Here is a 25515-nt window from a genome sequence, read left to right as displayed (position 1 = left end):
CGGATCGGTCGGCAATCTGGCTGATGTATGCGGTGGCGGCGCGGTGGATCGTGGCTAGCATGAGCGAGATCGATGAAATGGAGCTGGGCCTGCCTGAAATGTTGCCTACCGGAACAGTGACGCTCCTCCTCGCGGACGTCGAGGGGTCAACGCGACTGTGGCAAACCGCTCCCGGCGAAATGGCGGATGCGATCGCCCGACTTGATCGCGCACTGAGCCAAGTTGTCGACAAACACGACGGCGTGCGGCCGGTCGAGCAGGGGGAGGGCGACAGTTTCGTCGTGGCGTTCACCAGCGCCACCGATGCCGTCGCATGCGCGTTGGACATTCAACGCGCTCAACTGGCGCCGATCCGGGTGCGCATCGGGATACACACAGGGGACGTGCGGTTGCGCGACGAAGGAAATTATGTCGGAGCCACGATCAACAAGGCGGCCCGATTGCGCGATCTCGCGCACGGCGGGCAGACGGTGCTGTCGGGCGCGGCCGCGGAGCTGGTCGCGGACGGTCTGCCGCCCGGCGCGTGGTTGGTTGAACTCGGCACGCACCGGTTGCGGGATCTACCTCGTGCCGAGCGGGTGGTGCAGCTGTGCCACCAAGACGTGGCGGTCGAGTTCCCACCGCTGCGGGTGACCGATGACTCCGCCAAGGGCTCGCTTCCCGTGCAGTTGACCAACTTCATCGGCCGACGCGACGAGCTGACGGAGCTGCGAACGGTCTTGTCGGACAACCGTTTGCTCACCCTGACCGGAGCCGGTGGAGTGGGTAAGACCCGGCTGGCGCTGGAACTGGCGGCGGCGGTGGCCGGTGATTTTCCCGGTGGCGCCTGGTGCGTCGATCTGGCGCCGATCCCGCATCCGGATGTGATCGCGGTGACGGTCGCGCTGGCGTTGGGATTACCAGATCAGCCCGGGCTGTCCACAATCGGCAACGTCGTGCGGTTCGTTGGCGACCGCGCCGTCCTGCTGGTGGTGGACAACTGTGAGCACATGCTCGACGGAACGTCCTCGATCATCACTCAACTGCTGGGCCGCTGCCCGAATCTGATAGTGCTGGCGACCAGTCGTGAGCCCCTCGGTGTGGCCGGCGAGGTGAGTTGGCGGGTGCCGTCGCTATCGCTGGACGACGACGCCATCGCCCTGTTCACCGATCGCGCGAAACGCGCGCGGCCGGATTTCCGCGTCACCGACGACAACCTCGGCGTGGTGCGCGACCTGTGCCGGCGCCTCGACGGCCTTCCCCTGGCCATTGAGCTGGCCGCAGCGCGGGTGCGGGCTTTGTCGTTGCCAGAGATCGTCGTCGGCCTCAATGACCGGTTCCGCTTGCTGACCGGCGGCTCCCGGACGGCGGTGCGCCGCCAGCAGACGCTGCACGCCTCGGTCGATTGGTCGCACACCCTGTTGACCGACGCGGAAAGGAAGCTTTTCCACAGCACCGCCGTGTTCGCCGGCGGATTCGACCTGGACGCAGCGTGTTCCGTCTGCGCGGGTGGACTGGCCGAGCGCTTCCACGTCCTCGATCAGCTGACCCTGCTGGTCGATAAATCACTGGTGGTGGCCGAGCAAGGGCGGCTGGGAACGCGCTACCGGCTGCTCGAGACGATCCGGCAGTACGCCCAGGAGCACCTCGGCGCCTCAGGTGACGCCGACGCGGTGCGGGGCCGCCATCGTGACCACTACCTCAGAATGGCGACGGCACTCGACGCGCCGCAACGCAACGACTACGAGCGGCGCCTCGACCAGGCCGAGGTCGAGATGGACAACCTGCGAGCGGCGCTGGGCTGGTGCCTGGAGACGCGCGATATCGAGCCGGCACTGATGCTGGCATCCGCGTTGGTCCCGCTGTGGCGCTCGCGGCTGCGCATCCGGGAGGGTCAGGCCTGGTTTGACACCGTATTCGCCGAGGTGCCGCCTGATGACTGCGCCGCGGTCGAGCGGGCGGTATGGGCGCGCGCGCTGGCCGACGCCGCGACGCTGGGCACCTGGCTCGGGGCGGCCGACAGCATGGAACTCGCGGAGCGCGCCCTTACGATCGCCCGCGAGGTCGACGACCCGGCCCTACTTGCCCGCGCGCTGACGTCCTACGGGTTGATCGCCGGATACAGCTCGGCCACCGGGCCCGAGGCGCGGGCCTGCTTCGAGGAGGCCGGCCGCATCGCTCGGGAGCTCGGTGACCTCTGGCGGCTCAGCCAGATTTGTGCCTGGCAAGCGTATGCCGCAATCAGTGCCGGTGACGCACGGGCGGTGCGTGCCGCGGCCGAACAGGGCCGCGACATCGCCCTGGCGATCGGTAACTCCTACGACGGGCGGGAATGCCGATTAGGCCTGGGCTGGGCGCTTCTGATGGGGGCTGACGTTCCGGGCGCAGTCGCGCAGTTCCGCGAGGTACTAGCTGAGGCGGAAGACGCCCGGGCCATGTTCCTGGCACCGGCCTGCCTGCACGGTCTCGGCTCGGCGCTCGCCTACGCCGGTCAGGTGGGCGAAGCACGCGCCGCCGCGCTCGCCGCGATCGACGCCGAGACCGACGTCGGTGGCTCTATGCAGGGCATCGGACATTCCGCACTCACGCTCGTCGAGCTGGCAGCCGGGGACCCACGGGCGGCCCTCGCCGCCAGCGAGAAGGCCCTCCGTCAGATGAGTTCGCAGGTCATCCTGGCCTCCGGGCAGCGAGTCCGATCCGCCGAAGCCGCCGCGGCTCTGGGCGAGCCGGATTCGGCCCGCGCGTGGACCGATCAGGCGATCCCGGTCGCCGCCGGTTGGCACTTGGCGAAGGGGCTGCAGGTGCGGGCGCAGACATCCTTGGCGCAGGGCCGCCACGGTGACGGCGAACGTGACGCCCGACGGTCACTTGCCTGCATCGCCGATTCCGGGGCCTATCTTCAAATGCCCGAGACGCTGGAGAGTTTGGCCACCGCCGTCACTGGTCGCGGCGCCCATAGCGAGGCCGTGCAGTTACTGGGAGCCGCCGCGTCAATCCGGCGCCGCGGCGGAGTGGTGCGCTTCGCGATTCACGACGCGGACTATTCGGCGGTGCTGGAAAGGTTGCGGGAAGCGTTGGCGGCCAACGAGTTCGAGTCCGCTTGGGCCGAGGGAGAGGCATTGAGCATCGACGACGCGATCCGATTCGGAATCCGGGCGCAAGGCACGCGCCAGAGGCCCGACACCGGCTGGCCGGCACTGACGCCGGCCGAACTCGATGTCGTGCGGCTGGTGTGTGAGGGGCTGGGCAATAAGGAGATTGCCACTCGGCTATTCATCTCCCCGCGGACCGTACAAGCCCATTTGTCGCACGTGTTCACCAAGCTCGGCCTGTCCTCCCGCGTTCAGCTGGTCCAGGAGGCGGCGCGGCACAGTTAGCGCCTCGCGCCGAGCGTGACGCCACTGTCACGCTCGGCGCCGAACGTGACTACAGCGTCACACTCGCGGCGGCTAAGGGTCAGGCTGCGGCCGTGGCCTCCTGTGCCGCGGGTTCCAGGGCCTGCGCGACGATCGCCGCGACATCCGTCATCGGCCGCACGTCGAGCGCTCCGAGGACTTCGGCGGGCACGTCGTCCAGATCCGGCTCGTTGCGCGCCGGAATGAACACCGTCGAGAGCCCGGCACGCTGGGCGGCCAGCAGCTTCTGCTTGACACCGCCGATCGGCAGCACCCGGCCGTTCAGCGTCACCTCACCGGTCATGCCGACATCCGAGCGGACCTGCCGTCCGGTGGCCATCGAGACCAGCGCGGTCACCATGGTTACCCCGGCAGACGGACCGTCCTTGGGCACCGCGCCGGCGGGCACGTGCACGTGGATGCGGCGGTCCAGCAGCTTCGGGTCGACACCCAACTCAGCGGCGTGTGAGCGCACGTAGGACAGCGCGATCTGCGCCGACTCCTTCATGACGTCACCCAATTGACCGGTCAATTGCAGACCCGGCTCACCATCGGTGGCGCCGGCCTCGACGTACAGGACGTCACCACCCAGGCCGGTGACGGCCAGGCCGGTGGCCACCCCGGGCACCGCGGTGCGCTCGGCCGATTCCGGCGTGAAGCGCGGGCGGCCCAGGTAGCCGACCAGATCCGGCTCGTCGACGGTGATCGGCTCACTATCGGCCGCGAGCTTGGTGGTCACCTTGCGCAACGCCTTGGCCAGCAGCCGTTCGAACTGCCGGACTCCCGGCTCGCGGGTGTAGTCCGCCGCGATCTTGCGCAGCGCGGCGTCGGTGACCGTGACCTCGTCCTCGGTCAGCGCCGCGCGATCCCGCTGCCGGGGGAGCAGGTAGTCGCGGGCGATGGCGACCTTGTCGTCCTCGGTGTACCCGTCGATCTGCACCAACTCCATGCGGTCCAGCAGCGCCGACGGGATGTTCTCGATCACGTTGGCGGTAGCCAGGAACACCACGTCGGACAAGTCCAGGTCCAGATCCAGATAGTGGTCGCGGAAGGTGTGGTTCTGCGCCGGGTCGAGGACCTCGAGCAGCGCCGCACTCGGGTCGCCCCGGTAGTCGGAGCCGACCTTGTCGATTTCGTCCAGCAGCACAACGGGATTCATCGAGCCCGCTTCACCGATCGCCCGCACGATGCGGCCGGGCAGCGCGCCCACGTAGGTGCGCCGGTGCCCGCGGATCTCCGCCTCGTCACGGACGCCACCGAGGGCGACACGGACGAACTTGCGTCCCAGAGCACGCGCCACGCTTTCGCCCAGCGAGGTCTTGCCGACCCCGGGGGGACCGGCCAGCACCATCACCGCGCCGGAGCCACGGCCACCCACCAGCTGCAGACCGCGCTGCGCACGGCGGGTGCGCACGGCCAGGTATTCGACGATGCGGTCCTTGACGTCGTCCAGCCCGTGGTGGTCGGCGTCCAGAATCGCCCGCGCGCCGGTCAGGTCCGTCGAGTCCTCGGTGCGGACATTCCACGGCAGGTCGAGCACGGTGTCCAGCCAGGTGCGGATCCAGCCGCTTTCCGGGCTCTGGTCGCTGGCCCGCTCCAGCTTGCCGACCTCGCGCAGCGCGGCCTCGCGCACCTTCTCGGGTAGCTCGGCGGCCTCGACGCGGGCCCGGTAGTCCTCAGACCCGTCCGGCTCGCCCTCACCGAGTTCCTTACGGATGGCCGCCAGCTGCTGGCGCAGCAGGAACTCCTTCTGCGTCTTCTCCATGCCTTCGCGGACGTCTTCGGCGATCTTGTCGTTGACCTCGGTCTCGGCCAAGTGCTCGCCGGTCCACTCGATCAGGACGCGCAGCCGCTCGGCCACATCCACGGTCTCCAGCAACTGCCGCTTCTGCACATCGCTGAGGTAGGACGCGTATCCCGAGGTGTCCGCCAGCGCGGACGGGTCGGTCAGGCTGTTGACGTAGTCGACGATCTGCCAGGCCTCGCGGCGTTGCAGGATCGCCAGCAACACCTTCTTGTATTCGGCTGCCAGCGCCTTGACCTCGTCGGTCACCTCGGTTTCGGCGACCTCGGTCACCTCGACCCACAGCGCCGCGCCGGGACCCGATGCGCCCGCACCAATTTGCGCGCGATTCTCACCTCGCACGACGGCGGCACTGCCGCCTCCGGGCATCCGTCCCACCTGCAAGATCTTCGCGATCACCCCGTGCGAGGGGTACCGGTCGTCCAACCGGGGCGCGATCAGCAACTGCCCCGAATCGCTTGCCCGTGCAGCGTCTATTGCCGCTCGTGCGGCCTCGTCCAGTGCAGTCGGCACCACCATCCCGGGCAGAACGATGGTGTCGGTAACGAACAGCACGGGAACCGATGTGGCTTCAGCCATCAATCCTCCAAAAGTTGAGTCTGCTTCGCTAAACCCAGGCGCGCGCCGATTTGTTCCGAATGCAGGGCCGCACCGCGCGATAATCGGGTGGTGCCGCTCACACCTGACCCCGAGATCCTCGAATCGGCAGCGAGAGAGCTCGGCCCGAAGGCTGCGGTTACCTTCCTGGTCGGCGACGACGCGGTGACCTATTCCGTCGCCGACAAGACCATCCGCGTCGATGCGGCACCGGCGGACAGCCCCGTCGTGGTCCGCCTGTCGCGGCAGGCCTGGGCCGACCTGGTGGGCCAGGTTCGCACCGCGATCAATCTGCTGCTGAGCAATGAACTCGCCTTCGAGCGGGGAGGATTCGAGCAGCTGGCCGACTGGGACCCGATCCTGCGGTACCTGCACGCCGGGGTACCGCCGTACCACCCGGCCCGCGCCGATTTTTCCGGCCGCGACCCGGCCGCCACGTTCACCCTCGATACCGACGACGCCGAACTGGCCGCCCAGCTGCGGACCATGGGTTATCTGCACGTCAAGTCGGTGTTCAGTGCCGACGAAATGCGGACGGCCAACCACGAGGTGGACCGGCTGGCGGCACAAGCCCGGCCGGGAGACGACGAGTCCTGGTGGGTCACCACCGGCGACGGTGCCCAAGCGTTGTGCCGGTTGGTTTACGCAACGTTGCGCTCACCGGCACTTGCCGCGCTGGAACATGATCCGCGGGTGCGCAGGCTCGGCACCCTGATCGACCACGCGCTGCGCGCGGCTCCCGATCGGATGGAAGGCAGCGCGGTGCTGCTCAAAGTGCCGGGCAAAACCAGTGGGCTGTCCAACATTCCGTGGCACCAGGACTGCGGTATGGGTGGCCACGCGATCATGTGCCCGGCGGTCAGCGTCGGTATCCAGCTCACCGGGTCGGACTCCTCGAACGGCAACTTGCAGGTGGTACCCGGCAGTCACGGCCAGGCCATCCATTACCGCTGGGAGCAGCGCCTCGATCGGGTTCCGGTGGTGAGCATCGACACCGCTCCGGGTGACGTCACCGTGCACATCCAGGACCTGATGCACGCCTCACCCGAGCCGACCGGCGCCGGTGGGCGGCGCACCATGTATGTCACGCACTATCCGCCGGCTCTGTTCGACCACGTCGGGCCGGGTCAGGCCTTCAACGACCTGGTTCGCAACCGCGTTATCGCGGCGCCAGTCGTCTCAGCTGAGTGACGTGCTTGGGCGAAAGTTCTTGCAGGCAGGTCACACCCAGCAACCCCATGGTGCGGATGATCCCGCTCTGCAGAATGTCGATCGCCCGCCGGACACCCGCCTCACCACCGGCCATCAACCCGTAGAGGTAGGCGCGCCCGACCAGCGTGCAGCGCGCCCCCAGGGCGATCGCCGCGACGATGTCGGCGCCGGACATGATGCCGGTGTCCATCAGGATCTCGGTGTCGCCGCCCAGTTCGCGGGCCACCGCGGGCAAGAGATGGAACGGCACCGGTGCCCGATCGAGTTGGCGCCCACCGTGATTGGACAAGACGATCCCGTCCACGCCCCGGTCGACGACAGCACGGGCGTCGTCGAGCGTCTGAATGCCCTTGACGACGAGCTTGCCCGGCCACCTCGACTTGATCCAGGCCAGGTCGTCGAAGGTGACGCTGGGGTCGAACATGGTGTTCAGGTACTCGCCGACGGTGCCCGACCACCGGTCAAGGGACGCAAACGACAGCGGTTCGGTGGTCAGCAGATCGAACCACCAGTGCGGATGCGGGACGGCATCAAGCACGGTGCGCACCGTCAACGCCGGTGGGATCGACATGCCGTTGCGCACATCACGCAACCTGGCTCCGGCCACCGGAACGTCCACCGTCACCAGCATGGTGTCGAAGCCTGCGTCGGCCGCCCGCCGCACCAGCTCCATCGACCGCTCGCGATCACGCCACATGTAGAGCTGAAACCACTTGCGTCCCTGCGGGGCGGCGGCCACCAGGTCTTCGATGGCGGTAGTCCCCAGCGTGGACAGCGAGAACGGAATGCCGGCCGAGGCCGCGGCCCGGGCCCCGGCGATCTCACCCGCGGTGTGCATCAAGCGGGTGAATCCGGTCGGTGCGATCCCGAACGGCAGGTCCACCGGTTGGCCCAGCACGTCCCAACCTGCCGTCACTTTGGTCACGTCGCGCAGAATGGTCGGATGAAACTCTATGTCGCGGAACGCTTGTCGAGCCCGAGCGATGGACAGCTCGTCCTCGGCGGCGCCGTCGGTGTAGTCGAAAGCCGCCTTCGGGGTGCGCCGCTTGGCAATACGGCGCAGGTCCTCGATGGTCAGCGCGGCGTCCAGGCGCCGTCTGGTGCGATCGAACTGAGGCTTCTTGAATTGCAGCAACGGAGCCAGGTCCCGCACTCTGGGCACCTGCCGCTTGACCGTCATCGCTTCATCTAACCAGTGTGCGACCGTGGAGAGATGTCTGATTTGCAGCGCTTCGTGGACGCGCAGGACCGGGTGTACGACAACGTGCTGGACGAACTGCGGGCCGGGCGCAAACGCAGTCACTGGATGTGGTTCGTGTTCCCGCAGATTCGCGGACTGGGCAGCAGTCCGACCGCCCAGCACTACGGGATCGCGTCACTCGCGGAGGCTCGCGCGTATCTGGACCACCCGCTGCTCGGGCCACGACTGCGCGAGTGCGTGGCTCTGGTCAACGCGGTCGAAGGCCGCTCGGCGGAGCAGGTCTTCGGTTGGCCCGACGACCTCAAGCTGCGTTCGTCGGTGACGCTGTTCGCCCACGCCGCCGATGACAATGAAGACTTCCTGGCGTTGCTCGACAAGTACTACGGCGGGGAGCAGGATCCGCTGACGCTGGAGCGCTTGGGCTAGGGACGCAAAATCCGCCAGCCGTGCGGTTCGATCTCCACTGTGTCGACGACCTCGTCCGGAGGCGCCGTCGAGCCGGCAATCAGGCGGGCGCGCGGCGCGCCGAGCTTCGGTAGCGACAGCCGCAGCGGCTCGTCGTCGATGTTGAGGGCGACCAGCAGCGCGTCCTGGCCGCTGCGGGTTTCATAAACGTAATGCTTGTTTTCCAGGCGCACGGCGCTGGTCGTCGCCCGGTGCAACCAGGGGTGGCGGCGGCGCAATCCGACCAGGTACTGGTACAGAGCCCAGACTTCGGCCCCGGATTGGTCCAAAGAGATTGGGGGAGAAGGAAACTCGGGACGTACCGCGTCGTCACCGCCGTACCGTTCTTCCTTGACCCCGCGGAAACCGAATTCGTCGCCGGCATAGATGGTGGGCACCCCGCCGATGGTCAGCAGGATCACCAGCGCGTGGGCCGGGTGAGCGGGGTGTTCGAGGCGGCTGGCGATCCGGGTGACGTCGTGGTTGCCGATGAATGTCTGCGGCACAAAGGTTTCCAGGAAGTCGTTGTGTCGCTGCAGCGCATGGTCCAGCTCGAAGAAATTGCCGTCGTTGAGACTGCTCCAGACGGCCTTCCACAGCTCGTACTGGGTGGCCGAGTCGAACCGTGCCGACTCGACGACCGCGGCGTAATCGCCGTGGATCAACTCGCCGACGAACCACGCGTCCGGGTGGCGCTCGCGGACCTTGGGCAGCACCTGCGCCCAGAACCGGTGCGGCACAGTATAAGCCGCATCAAGACGCCAACCGTCGGCACCGCGCCCGAGCCAGTGTGACATGACGTCGGTGACGTAGTCGGCGATCGCCGGGTCTTTGTGGTTGAGGGTGATCAACTCCGCATGGCCCTCGAAGTTGTCGCCACTGAACCAGTGCGCCGATTCCGGGTCGCCATAGCGCGCGAAGTCCGCGCCGACGTGATTGAAGACGCCGTCCAGCAGCACGCGCAAGCCCCGTTGCCGCGCCTGCTCGATGAGATAGTCGAAGTCGGCGTCGTCACCTAGGCGCGGGTCGATCCGGAAGTGATCGGTGGTGTCGTAGCCATGGGTGCGCGAGTGAAAGATCGGTCCCAGTGCGACGCCGGATGCGCCGAGCGCGATCGCGTGGTCGAACCAGTCGACGAGCCGGCGCAGCCGGTGTTCCCCCGGGTCCGGCGGGGCTTCCGAAGGGTAGGCCCCAACGAAGCCCAGGGGATACACCTGCCACCAGATCGAGTGCTCGATCCAGGCGGGTCCGGTCACCTTTATGATCAGCCGACTGCCGCCAGTGTCTGGGCCGCGCTTATTGCCTGTGCCACACCGGAAACGATAGCGGCGACCTTGAGCGCCTCGAGAATGGCCTCGCGGCCCACTCCCGACTCGCGCAACGTGTGCTCATGGGCAACCACGCAGTGACCGCAGCCGTTGATCGAGGACACCGCGAAGCTCCAGAGCTCGAAGTTGGCCTTGTCCACACCGGGATTGCCGATGATGTTCATCCGCAGCCCCGCGCGCAGATCGTCGTAAGCGCCATCCAGGAAACCGCGGCCACGGTAGAACACGTTGTTCATTCCCATGATGGATGCGGCCCCCAGGGCGGCGTTGTAGGCCTGCTCGGAGAGTGTGTCGGCCGCCTCGGCGCCGATCTCGCCCAGCACCTGGGCGTTGCGGCTCGCCGCGGCGCACGCCAGCAGGGTGCCCCACAACTGCTCTTCGTTCAGCACCGTCGTGCGGACGATGGAGCCGAGGTTGAGCTTGAGGTCCTTGGCGTATTCGGGCAGGGCGGCTTTGAGATTCTCGACGCTCATCAGGCCTCCTTACGCCGAAGCCTTGAGCAGCTCACCGGCGTCGATCGTCGGGTCACCCTTGCGCCAGTTGCACGCGCACAACTCATCCGACTGCAGCGCGTCCAGCACCCGCAGCACCTCGTCGACGTTACGCCCCACGGAACCGGCAGTGGCAGAGACGAATTGGATCTCGTTGTTCGGGTCGACGATGAAGGTGACGCGGTCGGCGACTCCGTCGGCGTTGAGCACCCCGGTGGCCTGCGACAGTTCCCGCTTGATGTCAGACAGCATCGGGAAAGGCAGCTTCTTGAGATCCTCGTGCTGCGCCCGCCACTGGAAGTGCACGAACTCGCTGTCGATCGAGACGCCCAGCACCTGCGCGTCGCGGTCCTCGAACTCGTCGTTCAGCTTGCCGAAGGCGGCGATCTCGGTGGGGCACACGAAGGTGAAGTCCTTGGGCCAGAAGAACACGATGCGCCACTTGCCCGGGTGGTCGTCACTGGTGATGGTGGTGAAGTAGTCGCCCGGCTGCTGCGCGTCGACCTTGGACAGGTCACCGCCGATGAGTGCGGTCAACTGGTATGCCGGGAATTGCTGGCCAATCGTCAACAAAGACATAACGCTCCTTATCTGGATTCATTCAAGATTAGGTGGTCTGCCCCCCATGGTGCCCCGGGTTCGCTTTGAAGTAAAGGTGATTTGTCGCACTACACTGATAGGCATGCCCGATAAGAGTTTCCAACCTACGCTGGCCGGCCTGCGGGCCTTCGTGGCGGTCGCCCAGAAACAGCATTTCGGCAGCGCCGCAACGACTCTCGGCGTCAGCCAATCGACGTTATCGCAGGCGCTCGCGACGCTCGAGACCGGGCTGGGCACCAACCTCGTCGAGCGTTCCACCCGCCGGGTTCGCATCACGGCCGAAGGCGAACAGCTACTGCCGCTGGCCCGCGCCGTCGTCGACGCGGCCGAATCATTCACCCGCGCCGCCGCCGGTGCCGGCGATCCGCTGGCCGGCACGATCCGGCTCGGCCTGATCCCGACGGTGGCGCCCTACGTGCTGCCCGCCGTTCTGGCCGGGCTGCCGCGGCGCCTGCCCGACCTGACACTGCGGGTCGTCGAGGACAAGACCGATCGCCTGCTCGGCCTGCTGCGCGACGGCGCGCTGGACGCGGCGCTGATCGCGCTGCCCGCCGACTCGGCGGGCCTCACCGCCATTGCCATGTACGACGAGGATTTCGTCTTGGCACTGCCTCCCGGACATGCACTGTCGGGCCGGCAGCGGGTGTCCGCCGCGGTGCTGGCGGAGTTGCCGCTGCTACTGCTGGATGAGGGCCACTGTCTGCGCGACCAGGCGCTGGACGCGTGCCGGGAGGCCGGGGTGCGCGCCGAGCCGGTTGACACCCGGGCGGCTTCGCTGGCGACGGCCGTGCAGTGCGTGGCCGGAGGATTGGGCGTGACACTGATCCCGCAGACCGCCGTCGCGGTCGAAACCGCGCGCAGCAGTGTCGGTCTCGCCCGGTTCGCACCACCGCGCCCGCACCGGCGGATCGGGCTGGTGTTTCGTACCACGTCCGGCCGCGACGAGTCCTATCGCCGACTGGCCGGGATCATCGCCGAACTGATCGGGGGTTAGGTTCGCCTGATGGAGAAAGTCATCGCTGTGCTGCGGCGGGCCGAATACGATGACGACTGGTGCGCGCGCCTTCGCGGGCCGGTGGCCACCGAACTGTCGGAACTGGGCCTGCCCGGGCTGACCGTCAACGTCCGCGACAGCGCGGTGCGCGACTCGCTGATGACGCTGACGACTCTTAATCCGCCGGTTGCCGCCGTGGTGAGCGTGTGGACGCAGCAATGCTACGGCGAGCAGATGTCGGCGGCCCTGCGGGTACTGGCCGCCGAATGCGGGCAACTTGCGGCCTACCTGGTCACCGAGTCGGTTCCGATGCCGGGGCCGGTGGTCGAATCACGGTACCGCACACCGGGTCTGGCGAATATCGCGCTGCTGCGGCGGCCGCCGGACCTGGATCAGGCGACCTGGCTCGACCGGTGGCAACTGAACCATACCCAGGTGGCCATCGAGACCCAGTCCACCTTCGGCTACACCCAGAACTGGGTGGTGCGGGCGCTCACCCCGGACGCTCCGGGAATCTCGGCCATCGTCGAGGAGTTGTTCCCGCTGGAGGCGGTCTCCGATTTGAAAGCGTTTTTCGGCGCCGCCGACGACGACGACCTGCAGCACCGGGTGGGCCGGATGGTGGCCAGCACTTCCGCCTTCGGCGCCAATCAGAACATCGACACGGTGCCCACCAGTCGCTACGTGGTCAGGACGCCGTTCCGGGAAGGGTGAAGCAGATGACGACAGTTCAGGATGCGGTGGCGCTGGCGGCGTCCGAAAGTGGACTCGCGGTGATCTCCACGGTCCGCGCCGACGGCAGCGTGCAGGCGTCGCTGGTGAATGTCGGACTCCTGCCCCACCCGGCGGGCGGAGAGCCCGTGCTCGGGTTCACCACCTACGGCAAGGTCAAGCTGGCCAACCTGCGGGCCCGGCCACAGCTGGCGGTCACGTTCCGCAACGGGTGGCAATGGGCCACCGTCGAAGGGCGCGCGGAAGTGGCCGGCCCCGACGATGCGCAGAGCTGGCTGTCCGATCCTGACCAGTTGAGGCTGTTGCTGCGCGACGTTTTCACGGCGGCCGGTGGCACCCACGACGATTGGGACGAGTACGACCGTGTCATGGCCGAGGAGCGGCGCGCGGTGGTGCTGATCGGTCCGACCCGCGTGTACAGCAACCGATAGGCTTCCTGTTCGTGACGCTGCTGATCGAAGACGACAACCGGGTCCGCACTCTCACCTTGAACCGGCCTGAGGCCCTCAACGCGTTCAACGAAGCCCTGTACGACGCCACCGCCCAGGCATTGCTGGATGCCGCCGCGGATCCCGAGGTCGCCGTCGTGCTGCTGACCGGCGCGGGCCGCGCGTTCAGCGCCGGTACCGACCTGTCCGACATGCAGGCGATGATCTCCGACCCCGCCTTCGTGCCCGGAAAGTACGGGTTCCGGGGCCTGATCGAGGCGCTCAGCGCCTTTCCGAAGCCGCTGATCTGCGCCGTCAACGGCATCGGGCTGGGTATCGGGACCACCGTCCTCGGCTATGCCGACCTCGCCTTCATGTCGACCACCGCCCGGTTGAAGTGCCCGTTCACCAGCTTGGGCGTGGCCCCCGAAGCGGCGTCTTCGTATCTGTTGCCGCAGTTGATCGGCAGGCAGAACGCAGCGTGGCTGTTGATGTCGTCGGAGTGGGTGGACGCCCAGGAGGCGCTGCGGATGGGACTGGTGTGGCGGGTCTGTGAGCCCGACGAGCTACTGTCCGAGGCCCGGCGGCACGCCGACGTCCTTGCCGCGCGGCCGATTTCGAGCCTGATGGCGGTCAAGCACACGATGGTCGAACCGACCCGTCCGGAGATCGCGGCGGCGACGGCGCGGGAAAATGCGCACTTCGCCGAATTGATGGGCGCGCAGGCCAACGCTGCGGCGCTCGCGGATTTCGGGAACCGCCGGCGCTAGGCAGATGAAGCGGGCTGTAGTTCAGCCTGGTTGACGCGCGCGGCGGAGATGATGGCCCGCAGCGTGCGCCGGCAGCGCCCACAATCGCCCCCGGCCCCGCACAATGCGGCGACTTCCTTCGAGGTCGACGCGCCCCGTGCGACGGCTTCACACACCGTTTGATTGGTGGCTCCGACGCACAGGCACACGTACATCAGCAGACACCACCCGCAGCTGCGGTGGAAGCGTAGTGTGTGCTCATATTAGTGGAGTCTAACCTAAGTCAGTTAGCCGAGTCTAACCTAAGTTAAAACCGGTGATCACGATTGCGCCGCGGCGGGACGCGCCGATGGCGCAGTTAAGCGTGGGCTCACTTGCCTTGACTGCACTAGATTGAAATCGGCACCCGACGGTGCCGCACCACCCCGCACGGCGTGCTCCAGCCCAGCGCGCCCGCGCGGATCGACTGACAGCCTTCACACCGTAGGAGTGACCATGCAAGGCGATCCAGACGTGCTGCGACTGCTCAACGAGCAGCTGACCAGCGAGCTCACGGCCATCAACCAGTACTTTCTGCACTCGAAAATGCAGGACAACTGGGGGTTCACCGAACTTGCTTCGCACACGCGCGCGGAATCGTTCGACGAGATGCGGCACGCCGAGGCGATCACCGACCGCATCCTGTTGCTCGACGGGCTGCCGAATTACCAGCGCATCTTCTCCCTGCGTATCGGCCAGACGTTGCGCGAGCAATTCGAGGCCGACCTCGCGATCGAATACGAAGTGCTGAACAGGCTCAAGCCGGGCATCATCATGTGCCGCGAGAAGCAGGACAGCACCAGCGCAATTCTGCTGGAAGGGATCGTGGCTGACGAGGAATCACACGTCGACTACCTCGAGACCCAGCTGGAGTTGATGGACAAGCTCGGCGAGGAGCTCTACTCGGCCCAGTGCGTCTCCCGTCCGCCGAAGTAACCGGAACGGCTCGCCGGCGCCACACGCTGGATTGAATCAGCCCCATCGGGGGCATTCACACAGCTGCCGCCCTGCCCGCACTGCCGCGTGGCCAGGGTGCGCTTCAGCCTGCGCGCCGACCGAAAGACGTTAATGACGACCACGACAGTTGCCGCGCCTGCCGATACCGGGTCCGGCAGCGCGATGATCACCCCTGGGCGGCGCAACTTCATCTTCGCCGCCATCGCGCTCGGGATGCTGCTCGCGGCCCTCGATCAGACGATCGTCGCCACCGCGCTGCCGACCATCGTGGCCGACCTCGGCGATGCCGGTCGTCAATCGTGGGTGGTCACCAGTTACCTGCTGGCCTCGACGATCGTCACCGCGCTGGTCGGCAAACTCGGCGACCTGTACGGCCGCAAACGGGTTTTCGAAGTCGCCGTGCTGTTCTTCGTCGCGGGATCAGTGCTGTGCGGTCTGGCGCAGTCCATGACCATGCTGGTGGGATCGAGAGCACTGCAGGGCATCGGCGGCGGCGCCATCACCGTCACGGCCAGCGCGCTGATCGGCGAGGTGGTTCCGCTGCGCGAGCGCGGCCGCTACCAGGGAATCCTGGGCGCGGTATTCGGCGTCACCACGGTCGTGGGGCCATTGCTCGGCGGTTATTTCACCGACTACCTGACCTGGCGCTGGGCGTTCTGGATCAACCTGCCGGTCTCGCTGGTGGTGATCTGCGTGGCGGCCGCGGCGATCCCGGCGCTGAAAGCGTCCACCAAACCCGTGGTCGACTACGCCGGCATCGTCTTCATCGGGCTGAGCGCCGCCGGCCTGACCCTGGCCACCAGCTGGGGTGGCACCGTCTACGCGTGGGGCTCGCCGACCATCATCGGGTTGTTCGTCGGCGCGGCCGTCGCCCTCGGTGTGTTCGTGTGGATAGAGAACCGTGCGACCGCGCCGATTCTGCCGATCCGGTTGTTCGCCAGTCCGGTTTTCACCGTGTGCTGCGCACTGTCGTTCGTCGTCGGGTTCGCGATGCTGGGCGCGATGACGTTCCTGCCGACCTTCATGCAGTACGTCAACGGTGTCTCGGCCACCACGTCGGGCCTGCGCACGTTGCCGATGGTGGTCGGCATGCTGATCACCTCGACGGGTAGCGGCAGCATCGTCGGCCGCACCGGGCGCTACAAGATCTTCCCCGTCGTCGGCACCGCGCTGATGACGGTCGCGTTCGTCTTGATGTCCACCATGGACAAGTCGACCTGTGCGCTGCTGCAGTCGGTCTATCTGCTCATCCTGGGCGCCGGCATCGGACTGTCCATGCAGGTGCTGGTGCTCATCGTGCAGAACACCTCCGCTTTCGAAGACCTCGGAGTAGCCACCTCCGGAGTGAGCTTCTTCCGCACCATCGGCAGCTCATTCGGGGCGGCCATTTTCGGTTCTCTGTTCGTGAACTTCCTCAGCTCGAGACTGGCCACCGCCCTCGCCGCGAGCGGCGCTCCGCGGGACGCGGTGAGCTCGCCGGCCGCGCTGCATCGGCAACCGGCCGCCGTTGCCGCGCCAATCGTGCATGCCTACTCCGATTCGTTGTCCCAGGTTTTCCTGTGCGCGGCGCCGGTCGCCGCGGCCGGTTTCGTGCTGGCGCTGTTCTTGCGCGAAGTGCCGTTGCGTGACATCCACAACAGCGCGGTCGACCTCGGCGACGGGTTCGGCATGCCGAGCACCGATACGCCGGAACAGTTGTTGGAGAACGCAATTGCGCGCATGCTGCGCGGCGAGCCGGGGGTGCGGCTGCGGAGCATCGCGATGCGGCCGGACTGCCGGCTCGACGTCGCGGCGCTGTGGGCGTTGCTGCGGGTCAACCGCTACACGCAATTCTTCGGCTCCGCCCGGCTCACCGATATCGGTGACAACCTGCAGATACCTTTCGAGGTGCTGGAACCCACCTTCAACCGGCTGGTCGCCGCGGGATACGTGGTGCGCGACGGGGACCGGCTGTGGCTCACCCCCGCCGGCGTGGAGCAGGTGCAGTACGTGTATTCACTGCTGCTGGCCTGGATCATCGACAAGCTGTCCCGGTCGCCCGGTTTCGCCGTCCGCCCCGATCGCGCACAGGTGGAGGACGCACTGGGCCGGGTCGCATATCGCGTTATCGCACAGCGGGATTGGAATGAGGACAGCGCGACGGAGGCTATTGCGAGTCGGTGACCGGATGCCAGCTGCCGGGCAGCAGTGGCAGCCGGGGTCCGTCGGTCATCCCAGCACCGGCCAGCGTGGTCAATCCGGCAGCGGCGCCGGCGGTTTCGTCGGTCACGGTACCCGCGAAACCCATCTGCTGGGCACCCCGCTCGGAGGCCTCGGTGGTCGGCGGCCCTTCCCACTGCGGGTCGACGTCGACGTTCATGTCCAGGAACTCGTCGCCGAACCCACGGCTTTTGGCGGCCTTGCGGCGGCGCGCCCGAGCCTGCTCTCGAGCCGCGGTAGCGGCCGCCTGGGCGGCGCTGTCGGGCTCTGACGCCTGCCTTTTCGCTGCGCTACTCGCCTTCGTGCTGAGCCCGGAACCGAATCCGATCGCGGGCGGGGCCGCGGCGTAGGGCGGCGTGAAACCGGCCCCACCCCCGGCGGGCGGCGCCGGCGCCGAAGGGGAGGGAGGCGGGGCTCCCGCGGTGCTGCTCGGCGCGGGCGCCGGCGCCGACGCGGGTGCCGCGGCCGGTGCGGTCACCGACGACAGCCCCACCGCCGGCAACGGAGGCGGCGTACCCATCGGCACCGGCGCCGGCGCCGCGACCGGTGGCGGCAGAGCGGCCAGCCCGGCCAATCCGGCCAGGCCCCCCACCGAAGCCAGCGGGGCGGCAGCCACCGGGAGGGCCGCGGCAAGCGCAGCCGGCTGGCTGGTCAACGTGAAGACCTCAGCCAAATGGGTCGGCCAGTCGAACAGCTCCAGGCTGACCAGGTATTGGACTGCCAGTACCGGGTTGGTCTGCAGATAGACGAAGAACTGTTGAAAGTCCTCGCCCAGCTCCAATGTCCGGGCTACCCAGAAGGCCGCCACGGTCGGATCCGTGTAGTAGTCGTATTCGAGCCCGTTCAGCGTGCCGTCGAGCGGATTCCAGTCGTAGCCGAAGTTGCGAAGGATGTTGGCGACGAAGTCATCCAGGGCGTTGTCGACCAGCGGGTCGTGGGCGATCGTGTCGTTCCCGATACCGAACTGCTGAAGGATCGCGTCGAGTTGCGGGTTGTTGATGAGGTTCTCGAATTGCGTGAACGGATTGAGCTGGGGGTTGCTCATGAAGTCCTGGTAGGCCTGCAGCGGGTTCTGCAGGATCTGCGGCGCCGGATCGGCCGGTAGCGCCGCCGCCAGTGCGGTGTCGGATGCGGCCTGGTAGCCACTCATGACGGCCGCGGCCTGAGTCCACATGCGGGCGTAGTCGGCCTCATTGAGCGCGATCGGGATGGTGTTGACACCGAAGAAGTTCGTCGCCAAGAGCGCCCCGTGCACAGCGTGATTGGCGGCCAGCTCGCCCATCGTCGGCATCGTGGCCAGCGCGGTCAGGTAGGCGCCGGCCACCGCCTCTTCACGTGCGGCGTTGTCAGCACTGATCTGGCCGGCGCGGGTCAACCATTCCAGGTAGGGCAGGTGCGCCGCGGCGTAGGCCTGCGCGCTGGGTCCCGCCCAGACCCCGCCCTGCACGCCGGACAGCACCGCGACGAGTTCGTCTGCGACGGTGGCGTATTCGGTGCTGAGTGCCGACCACGCCGACGCGGCAGCGAGTAGCGGGCCCGGCCCCGGGCCACTGCTCAACAGCGCCGAGTGCACCTCGGGCGGTGCGGCCATCCACCCGTTGAAACCCGTCATGACGTGGCCCCACCAGGCCTTCTATGAGAACGACATGTTTCGAACATGATTTTCATTTGCACCAAGGTAGCTCCTTGGTGGTGTTCAGTTCAAGAGCGGATCGGCCGGGCGTACCATCTCGCCATGAGCCGAATCGGAAGTTTCGCGGACGACGACGTTGCCGGCTGGGTCCTCAAGTCCCCTGAACTCGGCGGCGCCATGGCCAATTTCAGCCGAGCGGTCTACACCAGCAACCGGCTTCCGTTGCGCACCCGCGAGATTGCGCGTGCGGTGATCGCCGACAACAACGAATGCATCGTGTGCGCCAACACGCGCGACGCCGACGGCCCGGCGGCCGGAGTAGACGAAGATCTGTACCACCACGCCACGGAGTGGCGGACCTGGCCGGGATACAGCGAGCAGGAGCGGCTGGCGGCCGAGTTCGCGCACCGCTTCTCCACCGACCACACCGAACTGCGCGACGACGAGGACTTCTGGGCCCGCGCCGCCGAACATTTCTCCGATGAACTGCTGGCCGACCTGGCGATCTCGTGTGCCCTGTGGGTGGGCATGGGCCGGGTACTGCGCACCCTGGACATCGGTCAGGCGTGCAAGCTGACGCTGCCCAGCCGGGCCTGACCCAGGCGGACATCAGCCGGAACCGCCGAATGGCTGCCATGACCGCCACTCCGCTTGCTGCTGCGGCTATCGCCCAACTCGAGGCCGAGGGCGTCGACACCGTCATCGGCACCGTGGTGAACCCCGCCGGTCTCACCCTGGCCAAGACCGTCCCGATCCGCCGGACGAACACGTTCGCCGATCCCGGCCTGGGTGCCAGCCCGACGTGGCATGCCTTCGCCATCGATCAGACCGGCATCGCGTTCACCGACGACGTCACCGTGGTGGGGGACCAGCGCCTGCGCATCGACCTCTCCGCATTGCGCATCATCGGCGACGGGTTGGCATGGGCACCCGCCGGATTCTTCGAACAGGACGGCACTGCCGTCCCGGCCTGCAGCCGGGGGACCCTGGGCCGCATCGAGGCCGCCTTGGCCGACGCCGGCATCGAGGCCGCGGTCGGTCACGAAATCGAGTTCCTGCTGGTGGATTCCGGCGGCGGCCGGCTGCCTGCCACGCTGTGGGCGCAGTACGGCCTGGCCGGAGTCCTCGAACACGAGGCATTCGTTCGGGATGTGATTGCCGGTGCGACCTCCGCAGGAGTCGTGATCGAGCAGTTCCATCCCGAGTACGGACCCAATCAGTTCGAGCTCTCGCTGGCGCCCCAGCCACCGGTGGCCGCGGCCGACCAGCTGGTGCTGATGCGGATCATCATCGGCCGCGCCGCCCGCCGTCACGGGATGCGGATCAGCCTGTCGCCGGTGCCGTTCGCCGGAAGCGTGGGATCGGGTGCACATCAACACTTTTCACTGGTCACCCCGGAGGGTCCGCTGTTCTCGGGAGGCACCGGCCCCGGTGGCATGACAATGGCGGGACAGGCAGCGGTCGCGGGGGTGCTGCGTGGCCTGCCGCAGGCGCAGGGCATTCTGTCGGGGTCGATCGTGTCCGGCCTGCGCATGCGGCCAGGCAATTGGGCCGGCGCCTACGCCTGCTGGGGCATCGAGAACCGTGAGGCCGCAGTGCGATTCATCGAAGGTGGCCCCGGAAATCCGCACGGTGCCAACGTTGAAGTGAAGATCATCGATCCTTCGGCCAACCCCTACCTGGCTACCGCGGCGATACTGGCCCTGGCACTCGACGGCATCACCGGCCGCGCGACGTTGCCGCCGGAGACGACGGTGGACCCCGAACAGCTTTCCGAAGCGGAGCGGGACGATGCCGGAACCCGGCTGCTGCCCGACGATCAGGCGCAAGCCATTGCGGCACTGGATGACTCGGCACTGATGCGTAAATTGCTGGGTGATCAGGTAGTCAACACGGTGACCGCGGTGCGCCGGATGGAGCACGACCGGTACGCGGATCTCGAACCCGCGGCGCTCGCCGACAAGTTCCGGATGGCCTGGAGCCTATGACCCCGGATTCTGCGTTGGCACAACATATTAGTCGGGTGGCGCTGATCGACCAGCACGCGCACGGGTGTTGGTCGTCTGCCGGTGACCGGCGGCGTTTCGAGAACGCGCTCAACGAAGCCAACACTCAGCCCCTCGCCGATTTCGACTCCGGCTTCGACACCCAACTCGGTTTCGCGGTGCGCAACCACTGTGCCGCCGTCCTCGGCTTACCCAGACATGTTGACCCGCAAGAATATTGGGAACACCGCAGTCAGTACAGCGAGTCCGACCTGGCGCGGCGGTTCCTGTCGGCCGCCGGGGTGAGCAACTGGCTGATCGACACCGGATTCGCCGACGGGGTCACCGATGTCGCGGCTTTCGGCGAGCTGTCCGGTCGCCGCGCCTACGAAGTGGTGCGTCTGGAGCAGGTGGCCGAGGAGGCGGCACAGGCAGACGGAGATTACGCTGTTGCCTTCGAAGAGATCCTGGCCCGCCGCGCCGCCGGCGCGGTCGGCACCAAATCGATCCTTGCCTACCGTGGCGGGTTCGACGGTGACCTCAGCGAGCCGTCCGCGGCCGAAGTCAGGATTGCCGCGCAACACTGGCGCGATGCAGGCGGCGTCCGGTTGCAGGACCGGGTGCTGCTGCGGTTCGGGTTGTATCAGGCATTGCGGCTGGGCAAACCGCTGCAGTTCCACGTGGGCCTCGGCGATCGCGACTGCGACCTGCACAAGACCGACCCGCTGTATCTGCTTGACTTCCTGCGCAACTCAGGGGATACCCCCATCGTGTTGCTGCACTGCTATCCCTACGAGCGTCAGGCCGGTTACCTGGCCCAGGCCTTCAACAACGTGTACATCGACGGCGGGCTGACCGTGAACCAGCTGGGCGCCCGGGCGCCGGCGTTCGTCGCACGAATCCTCGAACTCGCGCCGTTCCGCAAGATCCTGTACTCCTCGGACGGGTACGGGCCGGCCGAACTCCACTATCTGGGATCCGCGTTGTGGCGCAACGCAATCGGTCGCGTGCTGCACGGCTTCGTCGACGCCGGCGACTGGAGCGAGGCGGACGCCATCCGGGTGGTCGACTTGATCGCCCACCACAACGCCGCCCGCATTTACCGTCTCGCCAGCGGCGACCCTCGCGGCCCGACCACCTGGTGAGCAGTAGCTACACCAGGGCGCTGGCGTCGAAGATCCAGGACGTGTCGCCGCCCGCGAGGTTTTCGAAATGCTGCGGCGGCGCGAAGGCCACCAGGCTGTTCATGTCCCAATAGTCTTTCCACACAGCGATTTTGCCGTCGACGACCTTGTGCACGGTGACGAACCTGAGGACGCCCCGCTCCCCGGTCGGGAAGGTCCACGTCTCGGAGTGCTCGTAGATGACGTCGGAACCGTTGGACACCAACACCCCGTCGTGATTCTCGTATCCGGCCAGGTGTTCCAGCCCGATCTTCAGCCGCGTCACGATGTTCTCCGGACCACGAGCCGACACGGCCGGGACCGGCATGTCGACGTAGAGACAGTCGTCGGACAGGAATGTCGGCACCGCCTCCCAGTCCCGCCGCGAGAGCGCTTGCCACATTCCGGTCACGACACTCTCGGCTGTGATCATTTCTGTCATACCCGTCAATTAACTAGGCCGCCGCACGGGTGTCAACCACGGCGCGGCGGCATGCGGGCCCGACTATCGCGCGGCCATCGAACGGGCCGGTCCGAGTTGTACCGGCAGGGTGGACCAGCCGCGCAGTACTCGCGTACTGCGCCGGCTCCCGCTACCTGCGATCCGGACGTCGGGGAAACGTTCGAAGAAGGTGCGCAGCCCGACTTCGCCCTCGGCTCGCGCCAGCGCCGCACCGAGGCAGAAGTGGCGTCCCGTCGAGAACGCGAGATGCCTTCCCGCGTTTGCCCTTTCGACATCGAAGCGGTGCGGGTCGGCGAACACGGCGGGGTCCCGGTTGGCGGCGGCCAGATAGACGACCACCACCTCGCCGCGGTAGATCGGCATCCCCGCCACCTCGACGTCGCGCCCGGCCACCCGCGCGGTCAGCTGCACGGGCGAGTCGAGCCGCAGGATCTCCTCCACCGCGTTTGGCCACAACTCGGGCCGCTCCCGCAGCTTGTCCAGCTGATCGGGATGGTCGAGCAGCATCCGGATTCCGTTGCCCAACAGGTTGACCGTGGTCTCGAAGCCGGCGACCAGGACCAGCCCTGCGACTGCCTGCAACTCGATGTCGTCGAGATAGCTGTCCTCGCTGCCGCCCTGGGCGGTCTGAATCAATTGACTCATCAGGTCGTCACCCGGGTTGCGTTGCAGCTCATGTAGATGCTGCACCAGCCACGCGTTGAAGCCTGCCGTACCCCGCTGCACGCGGACGTACTGCCGCCAGGGCAACCCGATGTCCAGACTCGGGGCGGCCAACTCGCCGAACTCCAGCACACGCCGGCGGTCGTACTCCGGCACCCCGAGGATCTCGCTGATGACGGTGATCGGTAGCTGGGAGCAGTACCGGCCGACGATGTCGACCCCGCCGGGCCGGTCGGAGAGCCGATCGAGCAGTTCGTCCGCCGTCTGCTGAACCCGGTCGCGCAGCGCGTTCACCGCCCGCGAGGTGAACACCGCCGAGACGGTCTTGCGGTAGCGGGTGTGATCGGGCGGTTCGACCGCCAGCAGCGACGGCGGCCGCAGCGGGTGCAGGCGGTGGTCGCGGGTGCGAAGTTCCAACCAGCGCAACGGTTTCGGCAGACTATCGCCGAAGTTGACGACGTGGAAATCGTCGGAGCGAAGGAAATCGTGGGCGAGTCGGTGGTCGACCGTCATCAGGTTCGCCCGGTTGCGCACCAATCCGCCGCGGCGTCGTACTTCGTCATAGAACGGCACCGGGTCGTCGGCGACAGCCGGGTCGGCGATCAACCTGGCTTGCAGGTCACCCCGCCGGACCGCGAGTTTGGCCACCCCGCGGACCACGCCGTGCATTGCGAACCAGTGCAGTCTGTCCTTCACCGGTCAGCACTCGGCGCTGATCTTGAAGTCCGTCGTGACGACCTTGTTCGGGTTGTTGCTGTTGATGCCGGATGCGCTGCCGGTGATGGTGTAGGCGTTCTTGTTGACGTCCACGTGCGCGTCGCCCACCCCGCCCTCGTAGTAGCTGCCGGTGAAGCCGTCGATGTTGCGGATCTTGACGAACTGCGGAATCACCCGGTCGCCGCTGATCAACATCACCGCCTGCACCTGGCCGTCACGATCGCGAATGTCGATGGTCCGATAGGCCTGCATCTGACTACACGCCGGCGGGCGCGTGGTGTGGGCGGAGCCGTCGAGGGTCAGATGCGCGGCCTTGCGGGGCATGATCTGAGTGCCGCCGCAGCCGGACACGGTGAGTGCCAATGCGATTCCTGCCGTTACCACCATCCGGTTCTGCACCAGGACATTATTGCTGCTTCGGGTCCAGCCTGGGCAATGCTTTGACGATGCGATTTCGGACGAACTCCGGGCTGATCCCCTTGAGCCGGTCGATCCAGCGGATGCTGCCGGGCACATACCAGTGCAGCCGCGTCGGATGCTGGTAGGCCTGCCACGCCACCTCGGCGACGCTGGAGGCCGGCATCAGCCGGAACATCCCTCTCTTGGGCGCGGCAGCGCGCAACTCATCGTGGGTCATCTGCGTTTCCGACCCGTCGGAGTGCTGAGGTGTCGAGGTGAGGATGGCGGTGTCGATCAGGCCGGGCAGCACGTCGGCGACCCGCACGCCGTGGCGCTGCCATTCCACGCTCAGCGCCTCCGTCAGTCCCTTGACGGCGTGCTTGGTCGCCGAGTACACGGCGATGCGCGGCATGCCGTAGGTGCCCGAGGAGGACGACGTCGAGAACATCAGGCTGCCCGGCGCCTTCTTCAGGTAGGGGAGTGCCCCGTAGGCGCCCGTCAGCACGGCCTTGAAGTTCACGTCGACGACCCGCATGGCGGCCTCGTACGGCACATCCTCGAACCAGCCGCCTTCACCGATACCGGCGTTGTTCCACATCATGTCGAGCCCGCCGCCGGCGTTGCCGGCGCAGAAGTCGGCCAGGGCCGCATCCAGCGCCGCCTTGTCGGTCACGTCGACCACTCGGGTCCACAGGCCGGCGCCCAACTCCACACTGAGCGCGGCCAGGCCGTCGTCATTGCGGTCTACGGCGCCGACGCGCCAGCCTTTGCCGTGGAACAGCTTGACGCCTTCCCGGCCCATCCCGCTGCCCGCACCGGTGATGAATATCGTCTTCATCGAGGTGATCTCCGCCCAGCCCCTCAGCCTGCTTCGACCACATCTTTGATGCGATGCAGCGTCTTCGTCATGTCTCTTATGTTGCGACGTTTACGTAAGAAGCCTCCCAACACCAGGTAGACGTTGTTGAACGGCGACGGAGCGAGCCGGAAAGACTCGGTGACGTCCGTCCCGTCACGAGTCGGCTCCAGCCGGTAATGCCAGTTGTTCACCACCCGGTCGCCGACCAGCACAGCAAACCCGAATTCGCGACCGGGCTCGCAGGCCGTCACCTCGCAGGTGGTCCAGTACACCGGGCCGATCTCGTTGCGCCGAACGTGGCCGCGGAACCGAGCTCCGAGTTCGGGGCCGGTCGCGCCGTCGAGCCACTCGGCCTCGAAGGTTTCCGGTGAGAAGCGCCCGGTATTTCGAATATCGGCAATTAATTCCCAGATTTTGTCTGCCGGCGCTGCCATATGAACCGTTGCTGAACCCTCCATAGAAGGATCCAATCACGTCGCGTGTA

The 25515-nt window shown here is 67.0% G+C and carries 24 protein-coding genes; 12 read left to right on the top strand and 12 right to left on the bottom strand.

The features are described 5' to 3' along the window. Positions 1-59: 59 nt before the first annotated feature. Positions 60-3356: a LuxR C-terminal-related transcriptional regulator gene (locus AO501_RS17660; RefSeq protein ID WP_411580564.1), complete on the top strand. Its 3297-nt coding sequence runs from the start codon at positions 60-62 to the stop codon at positions 3354-3356. Positions 3357-3435: 79 nt separating this feature from the next. Here AO501_RS17660 and lon read toward each other — a convergent pair whose 3' ends face one another. Then, the gene (lon, locus tag AO501_RS17655; RefSeq protein WP_055578949.1) at positions 3436-5757 is read right to left on the bottom strand and encodes an endopeptidase La; all 2322 of its coding nucleotides are present in this window, start codon (positions 5755-5757) and stop codon (positions 3436-3438) included. 90 nt (positions 5758-5847) lie between these two features. Here lon and AO501_RS17650 point away from each other — a divergent pair, with 90 nt between their 5' ends. Then, positions 5848-6966 carry a phytanoyl-CoA dioxygenase family protein gene (locus AO501_RS17650; RefSeq protein WP_156452639.1) on the top strand — a complete coding sequence of 373 codons (1119 nt, stop codon included), beginning with the start codon at positions 5848-5850 and terminating at the stop codon, positions 6964-6966. On the opposite strand, the gene AO501_RS17645 is transcribed toward AO501_RS17650, so the two are convergent. After that, entirely contained in the window at positions 6935-8167 is a 1233-nt protein-coding gene (locus AO501_RS17645; protein WP_055578947.1) for an alpha-hydroxy acid oxidase, read from the bottom strand. The genes AO501_RS17650 and AO501_RS17645 overlap by 32 nt on opposite strands. Positions 8168-8200: 33 nt before the next feature. On the opposite strand from AO501_RS17645, the gene AO501_RS17640 reads away from it, so the two are divergent. Further along, the gene (locus tag AO501_RS17640) at positions 8201-8614 is read left to right on the top strand and encodes a DUF1810 domain-containing protein (RefSeq protein ID WP_055578946.1); all 414 of its coding nucleotides are present in this window, start codon (positions 8201-8203) and stop codon (positions 8612-8614) included. On the opposite strand, the gene AO501_RS17635 is transcribed toward AO501_RS17640, so the two are convergent. The 3 genes from AO501_RS17635 to AO501_RS17625 are packed head-to-tail and all read right to left on the bottom strand — an operon-like array spanning position 8611 to position 11030. Then, positions 8611-9888 carry an alpha-amylase family protein gene (locus AO501_RS17635; protein WP_055578945.1) on the bottom strand — a complete coding sequence of 426 codons (1278 nt, stop codon included), beginning with the start codon at positions 9886-9888 and terminating at the stop codon, positions 8611-8613. The two genes, AO501_RS17640 and AO501_RS17635, sit on opposite strands and share 4 nt — an antisense overlap. A gap of 8 nt (positions 9889-9896) precedes the next feature. Next, on the bottom strand, positions 9897-10433 hold the full coding sequence (locus AO501_RS17630) for an alkyl hydroperoxide reductase (RefSeq protein WP_055578944.1): 537 nt from the start codon (positions 10431-10433) through the stop codon (positions 9897-9899). Between the two features lie 9 nt (positions 10434-10442). After that, a complete protein-coding gene (locus AO501_RS17625; RefSeq protein WP_055578943.1) occupies positions 10443-11030 on the bottom strand; it encodes a peroxiredoxin in 588 nt (195 codons plus the stop codon). 103 nt (positions 11031-11133) lie between these two features. On the opposite strand from AO501_RS17625, the gene AO501_RS17620 reads away from it, so the two are divergent. Genes AO501_RS17620 through AO501_RS17605 form a run of 4 tightly spaced genes read left to right on the top strand, consistent with a single transcriptional unit; the run spans position 11134 to position 13975 of the window. Then, on the top strand, positions 11134-12045 hold the full coding sequence (locus AO501_RS17620; RefSeq protein ID WP_055578942.1) for a hydrogen peroxide-inducible genes activator: 912 nt from the start codon (positions 11134-11136) through the stop codon (positions 12043-12045). A gap of 9 nt (positions 12046-12054) precedes the next feature. Then, positions 12055-12759 (top strand): EthD domain-containing protein, encoded by a 705-nt coding sequence (locus tag AO501_RS17615; RefSeq protein WP_055578941.1) that lies wholly within the window; start codon positions 12055-12057, stop codon positions 12757-12759. A gap of 5 nt (positions 12760-12764) precedes the next feature. Further along, on the top strand, positions 12765-13208 hold the full coding sequence (locus AO501_RS17610; protein WP_055578965.1) for a TIGR03618 family F420-dependent PPOX class oxidoreductase: 444 nt from the start codon (positions 12765-12767) through the stop codon (positions 13206-13208). An 11-nt stretch (positions 13209-13219) separates the two neighbouring features. After that, the gene (locus AO501_RS17605; RefSeq protein ID WP_055578940.1) at positions 13220-13975 is read left to right on the top strand and encodes an enoyl-CoA hydratase/isomerase family protein; all 756 of its coding nucleotides are present in this window, start codon (positions 13220-13222) and stop codon (positions 13973-13975) included. Here the strand turns inward: AO501_RS17605 and AO501_RS35965 are convergent. Beyond that, positions 13972-14169, bottom strand: a complete 198-nt coding sequence (locus AO501_RS35965; RefSeq protein ID WP_082658695.1) for a (2Fe-2S)-binding protein — start codon at positions 14167-14169, stop codon at positions 13972-13974. The two genes, AO501_RS17605 and AO501_RS35965, sit on opposite strands and share 4 nt — an antisense overlap. A 280-nt stretch (positions 14170-14449) precedes the next feature. On the opposite strand from AO501_RS35965, the gene bfr reads away from it, so the two are divergent. After that, positions 14450-14929 (top strand): bacterioferritin, encoded by a 480-nt coding sequence (bfr, locus tag AO501_RS17600; RefSeq protein ID WP_055578964.1) that lies wholly within the window; start codon positions 14450-14452, stop codon positions 14927-14929. A 132-nt stretch (positions 14930-15061) separates the two neighbouring features. Continuing rightward, entirely contained in the window at positions 15062-17113 is a 2052-nt protein-coding gene (locus AO501_RS17595; protein ID WP_055578963.1) for an MDR family MFS transporter, read from the top strand. Here AO501_RS17595 and AO501_RS17590 read toward each other — a convergent pair. Continuing rightward, the gene (locus AO501_RS17590) at positions 17097-18761 is read right to left on the bottom strand and encodes a PPE family protein (RefSeq protein WP_055578939.1); all 1665 of its coding nucleotides are present in this window, start codon (positions 18759-18761) and stop codon (positions 17097-17099) included. The two genes, AO501_RS17595 and AO501_RS17590, sit on opposite strands and share 17 nt — an antisense overlap. 123 nt (positions 18762-18884) lie before the next feature. On the opposite strand from AO501_RS17590, the gene AO501_RS17585 reads away from it, so the two are divergent. From AO501_RS17585 to AO501_RS17575, 3 genes are read left to right on the top strand one after another with little or no spacing between them, the layout of a single operon-like run. Further along, the gene (locus tag AO501_RS17585) at positions 18885-19379 is read left to right on the top strand and encodes a carboxymuconolactone decarboxylase family protein (RefSeq protein WP_055578938.1); all 495 of its coding nucleotides are present in this window, start codon (positions 18885-18887) and stop codon (positions 19377-19379) included. Positions 19380-19417: 38 nt separating this feature from the next. Continuing rightward, a complete protein-coding gene (locus AO501_RS17580; RefSeq protein ID WP_055578962.1) occupies positions 19418-20770 on the top strand; it encodes a glutamine synthetase family protein in 1353 nt (450 codons plus the stop codon). Then, positions 20767-21912 carry an amidohydrolase family protein gene (locus AO501_RS17575; RefSeq protein ID WP_055578937.1) on the top strand — a complete coding sequence of 382 codons (1146 nt, stop codon included), beginning with the start codon at positions 20767-20769 and terminating at the stop codon, positions 21910-21912. The genes AO501_RS17580 and AO501_RS17575 overlap by 4 nt, the downstream gene beginning before the upstream one ends. A 7-nt stretch (positions 21913-21919) precedes the next feature. On the opposite strand, the gene AO501_RS17570 is transcribed toward AO501_RS17575, so the two are convergent. The 5 genes from AO501_RS17570 to AO501_RS17550 all read right to left on the bottom strand — a co-directional run bounded on the left by AO501_RS17570 (position 21920) and on the right by AO501_RS17550 (position 25489). Then, a complete protein-coding gene (locus tag AO501_RS17570; protein ID WP_055578936.1) occupies positions 21920-22363 on the bottom strand; it encodes a nuclear transport factor 2 family protein in 444 nt (147 codons plus the stop codon). Positions 22364-22435: 72 nt separating this feature from the next. Beyond that, entirely contained in the window at positions 22436-23752 is a 1317-nt protein-coding gene (locus AO501_RS17565) for a cytochrome P450 (protein ID WP_055578935.1), read from the bottom strand. A 3-nt stretch (positions 23753-23755) separates the two neighbouring features. Continuing rightward, positions 23756-24172: a lipoprotein LpqH gene (locus AO501_RS17560; protein ID WP_055578934.1), complete on the bottom strand. Its 417-nt coding sequence runs from the start codon at positions 24170-24172 to the stop codon at positions 23756-23758. A gap of 7 nt (positions 24173-24179) precedes the next feature. Beyond that, on the bottom strand, positions 24180-25010 hold the full coding sequence (locus AO501_RS17555; protein ID WP_055578933.1) for an SDR family oxidoreductase: 831 nt from the start codon (positions 25008-25010) through the stop codon (positions 24180-24182). Positions 25011-25033: 23 nt separating this feature from the next. Next, positions 25034-25489, bottom strand: a complete 456-nt coding sequence (locus AO501_RS17550; RefSeq protein WP_055578932.1) for an SRPBCC family protein — start codon at positions 25487-25489, stop codon at positions 25034-25036. Positions 25490-25515 lie beyond the last annotated feature (26 nt).

Origin of the sequence: Mycobacterium gordonae (assembly GCF_001417955.2) — a bacterium.
In the GTDB taxonomy this organism is placed as follows: domain Bacteria; phylum Actinomycetota; class Actinomycetes; order Mycobacteriales; family Mycobacteriaceae; genus Mycobacterium; species Mycobacterium gordonae_B.
The sequence above is the reverse complement of the archived record's forward strand: the minus strand, read 5'-3'. Positions and strand labels throughout refer to the sequence as shown.

Excerpts from the sequence above, each read along its gene's own strand:
- AO501_RS17595 (WP_055578963.1), top strand. The coding sequence starts at position 15,062 with ATGACGACCACGACAGTTGCCGCGCCTGCCGATACCGGGTCCGGCAGC.
- AO501_RS17645 (WP_055578947.1), bottom strand. The coding sequence starts at position 8,167 with ATGACGGTCAAGCGGCAGGTGCCCAGAGTGCGGGACCTGGCTCCGTTG.
- AO501_RS17570 (WP_055578936.1), bottom strand. The coding sequence starts at position 22,363 with ATGATCACAGCCGAGAGTGTCGTGACCGGAATGTGGCAAGCGCTCTCG.
- AO501_RS17630 (WP_055578944.1), bottom strand. The coding sequence starts at position 10,433 with ATGAGCGTCGAGAATCTCAAAGCCGCCCTGCCCGAATACGCCAAGGAC.
- AO501_RS17585 (WP_055578938.1), top strand. The coding sequence starts at position 18,885 with ATGAGCCGAATCGGAAGTTTCGCGGACGACGACGTTGCCGGCTGGGTC.
- AO501_RS17580 (WP_055578962.1), top strand. The coding sequence starts at position 19,418 with ATGACCGCCACTCCGCTTGCTGCTGCGGCTATCGCCCAACTCGAGGCC.
- AO501_RS17615 (WP_055578941.1), top strand. The coding sequence starts at position 12,055 with ATGGAGAAAGTCATCGCTGTGCTGCGGCGGGCCGAATACGATGACGAC.
- AO501_RS17640 (WP_055578946.1), top strand. The coding sequence starts at position 8,201 with ATGTCTGATTTGCAGCGCTTCGTGGACGCGCAGGACCGGGTGTACGAC.
- AO501_RS17575 (WP_055578937.1), top strand. The coding sequence starts at position 20,767 with ATGACCCCGGATTCTGCGTTGGCACAACATATTAGTCGGGTGGCGCTG.
- AO501_RS17555 (WP_055578933.1), bottom strand. The coding sequence starts at position 25,010 with ATGAAGACGATATTCATCACCGGTGCGGGCAGCGGGATGGGCCGGGAA.
- bfr (WP_055578964.1), top strand. The coding sequence starts at position 14,450 with ATGCAAGGCGATCCAGACGTGCTGCGACTGCTCAACGAGCAGCTGACC.
- AO501_RS17660 (WP_411580564.1), top strand. The coding sequence starts at position 60 with ATGAGCGAGATCGATGAAATGGAGCTGGGCCTGCCTGAAATGTTGCCT.
- AO501_RS17550 (WP_055578932.1), bottom strand. The coding sequence starts at position 25,489 with ATGGAGGGTTCAGCAACGGTTCATATGGCAGCGCCGGCAGACAAAATC.
- AO501_RS17610 (WP_055578965.1), top strand. The coding sequence starts at position 12,765 with ATGACGACAGTTCAGGATGCGGTGGCGCTGGCGGCGTCCGAAAGTGGA.
- AO501_RS17590 (WP_055578939.1), bottom strand. The coding sequence starts at position 18,761 with ATGACGGGTTTCAACGGGTGGATGGCCGCACCGCCCGAGGTGCACTCG.
- AO501_RS17620 (WP_055578942.1), top strand. The coding sequence starts at position 11,134 with ATGCCCGATAAGAGTTTCCAACCTACGCTGGCCGGCCTGCGGGCCTTC.
- AO501_RS35965 (WP_082658695.1), bottom strand. The coding sequence starts at position 14,169 with ATGTACGTGTGCCTGTGCGTCGGAGCCACCAATCAAACGGTGTGTGAA.
- AO501_RS17625 (WP_055578943.1), bottom strand. The coding sequence starts at position 11,030 with ATGTCTTTGTTGACGATTGGCCAGCAATTCCCGGCATACCAGTTGACC.
- lon (WP_055578949.1), bottom strand. The coding sequence starts at position 5,757 with ATGGCTGAAGCCACATCGGTTCCCGTGCTGTTCGTTACCGACACCATC.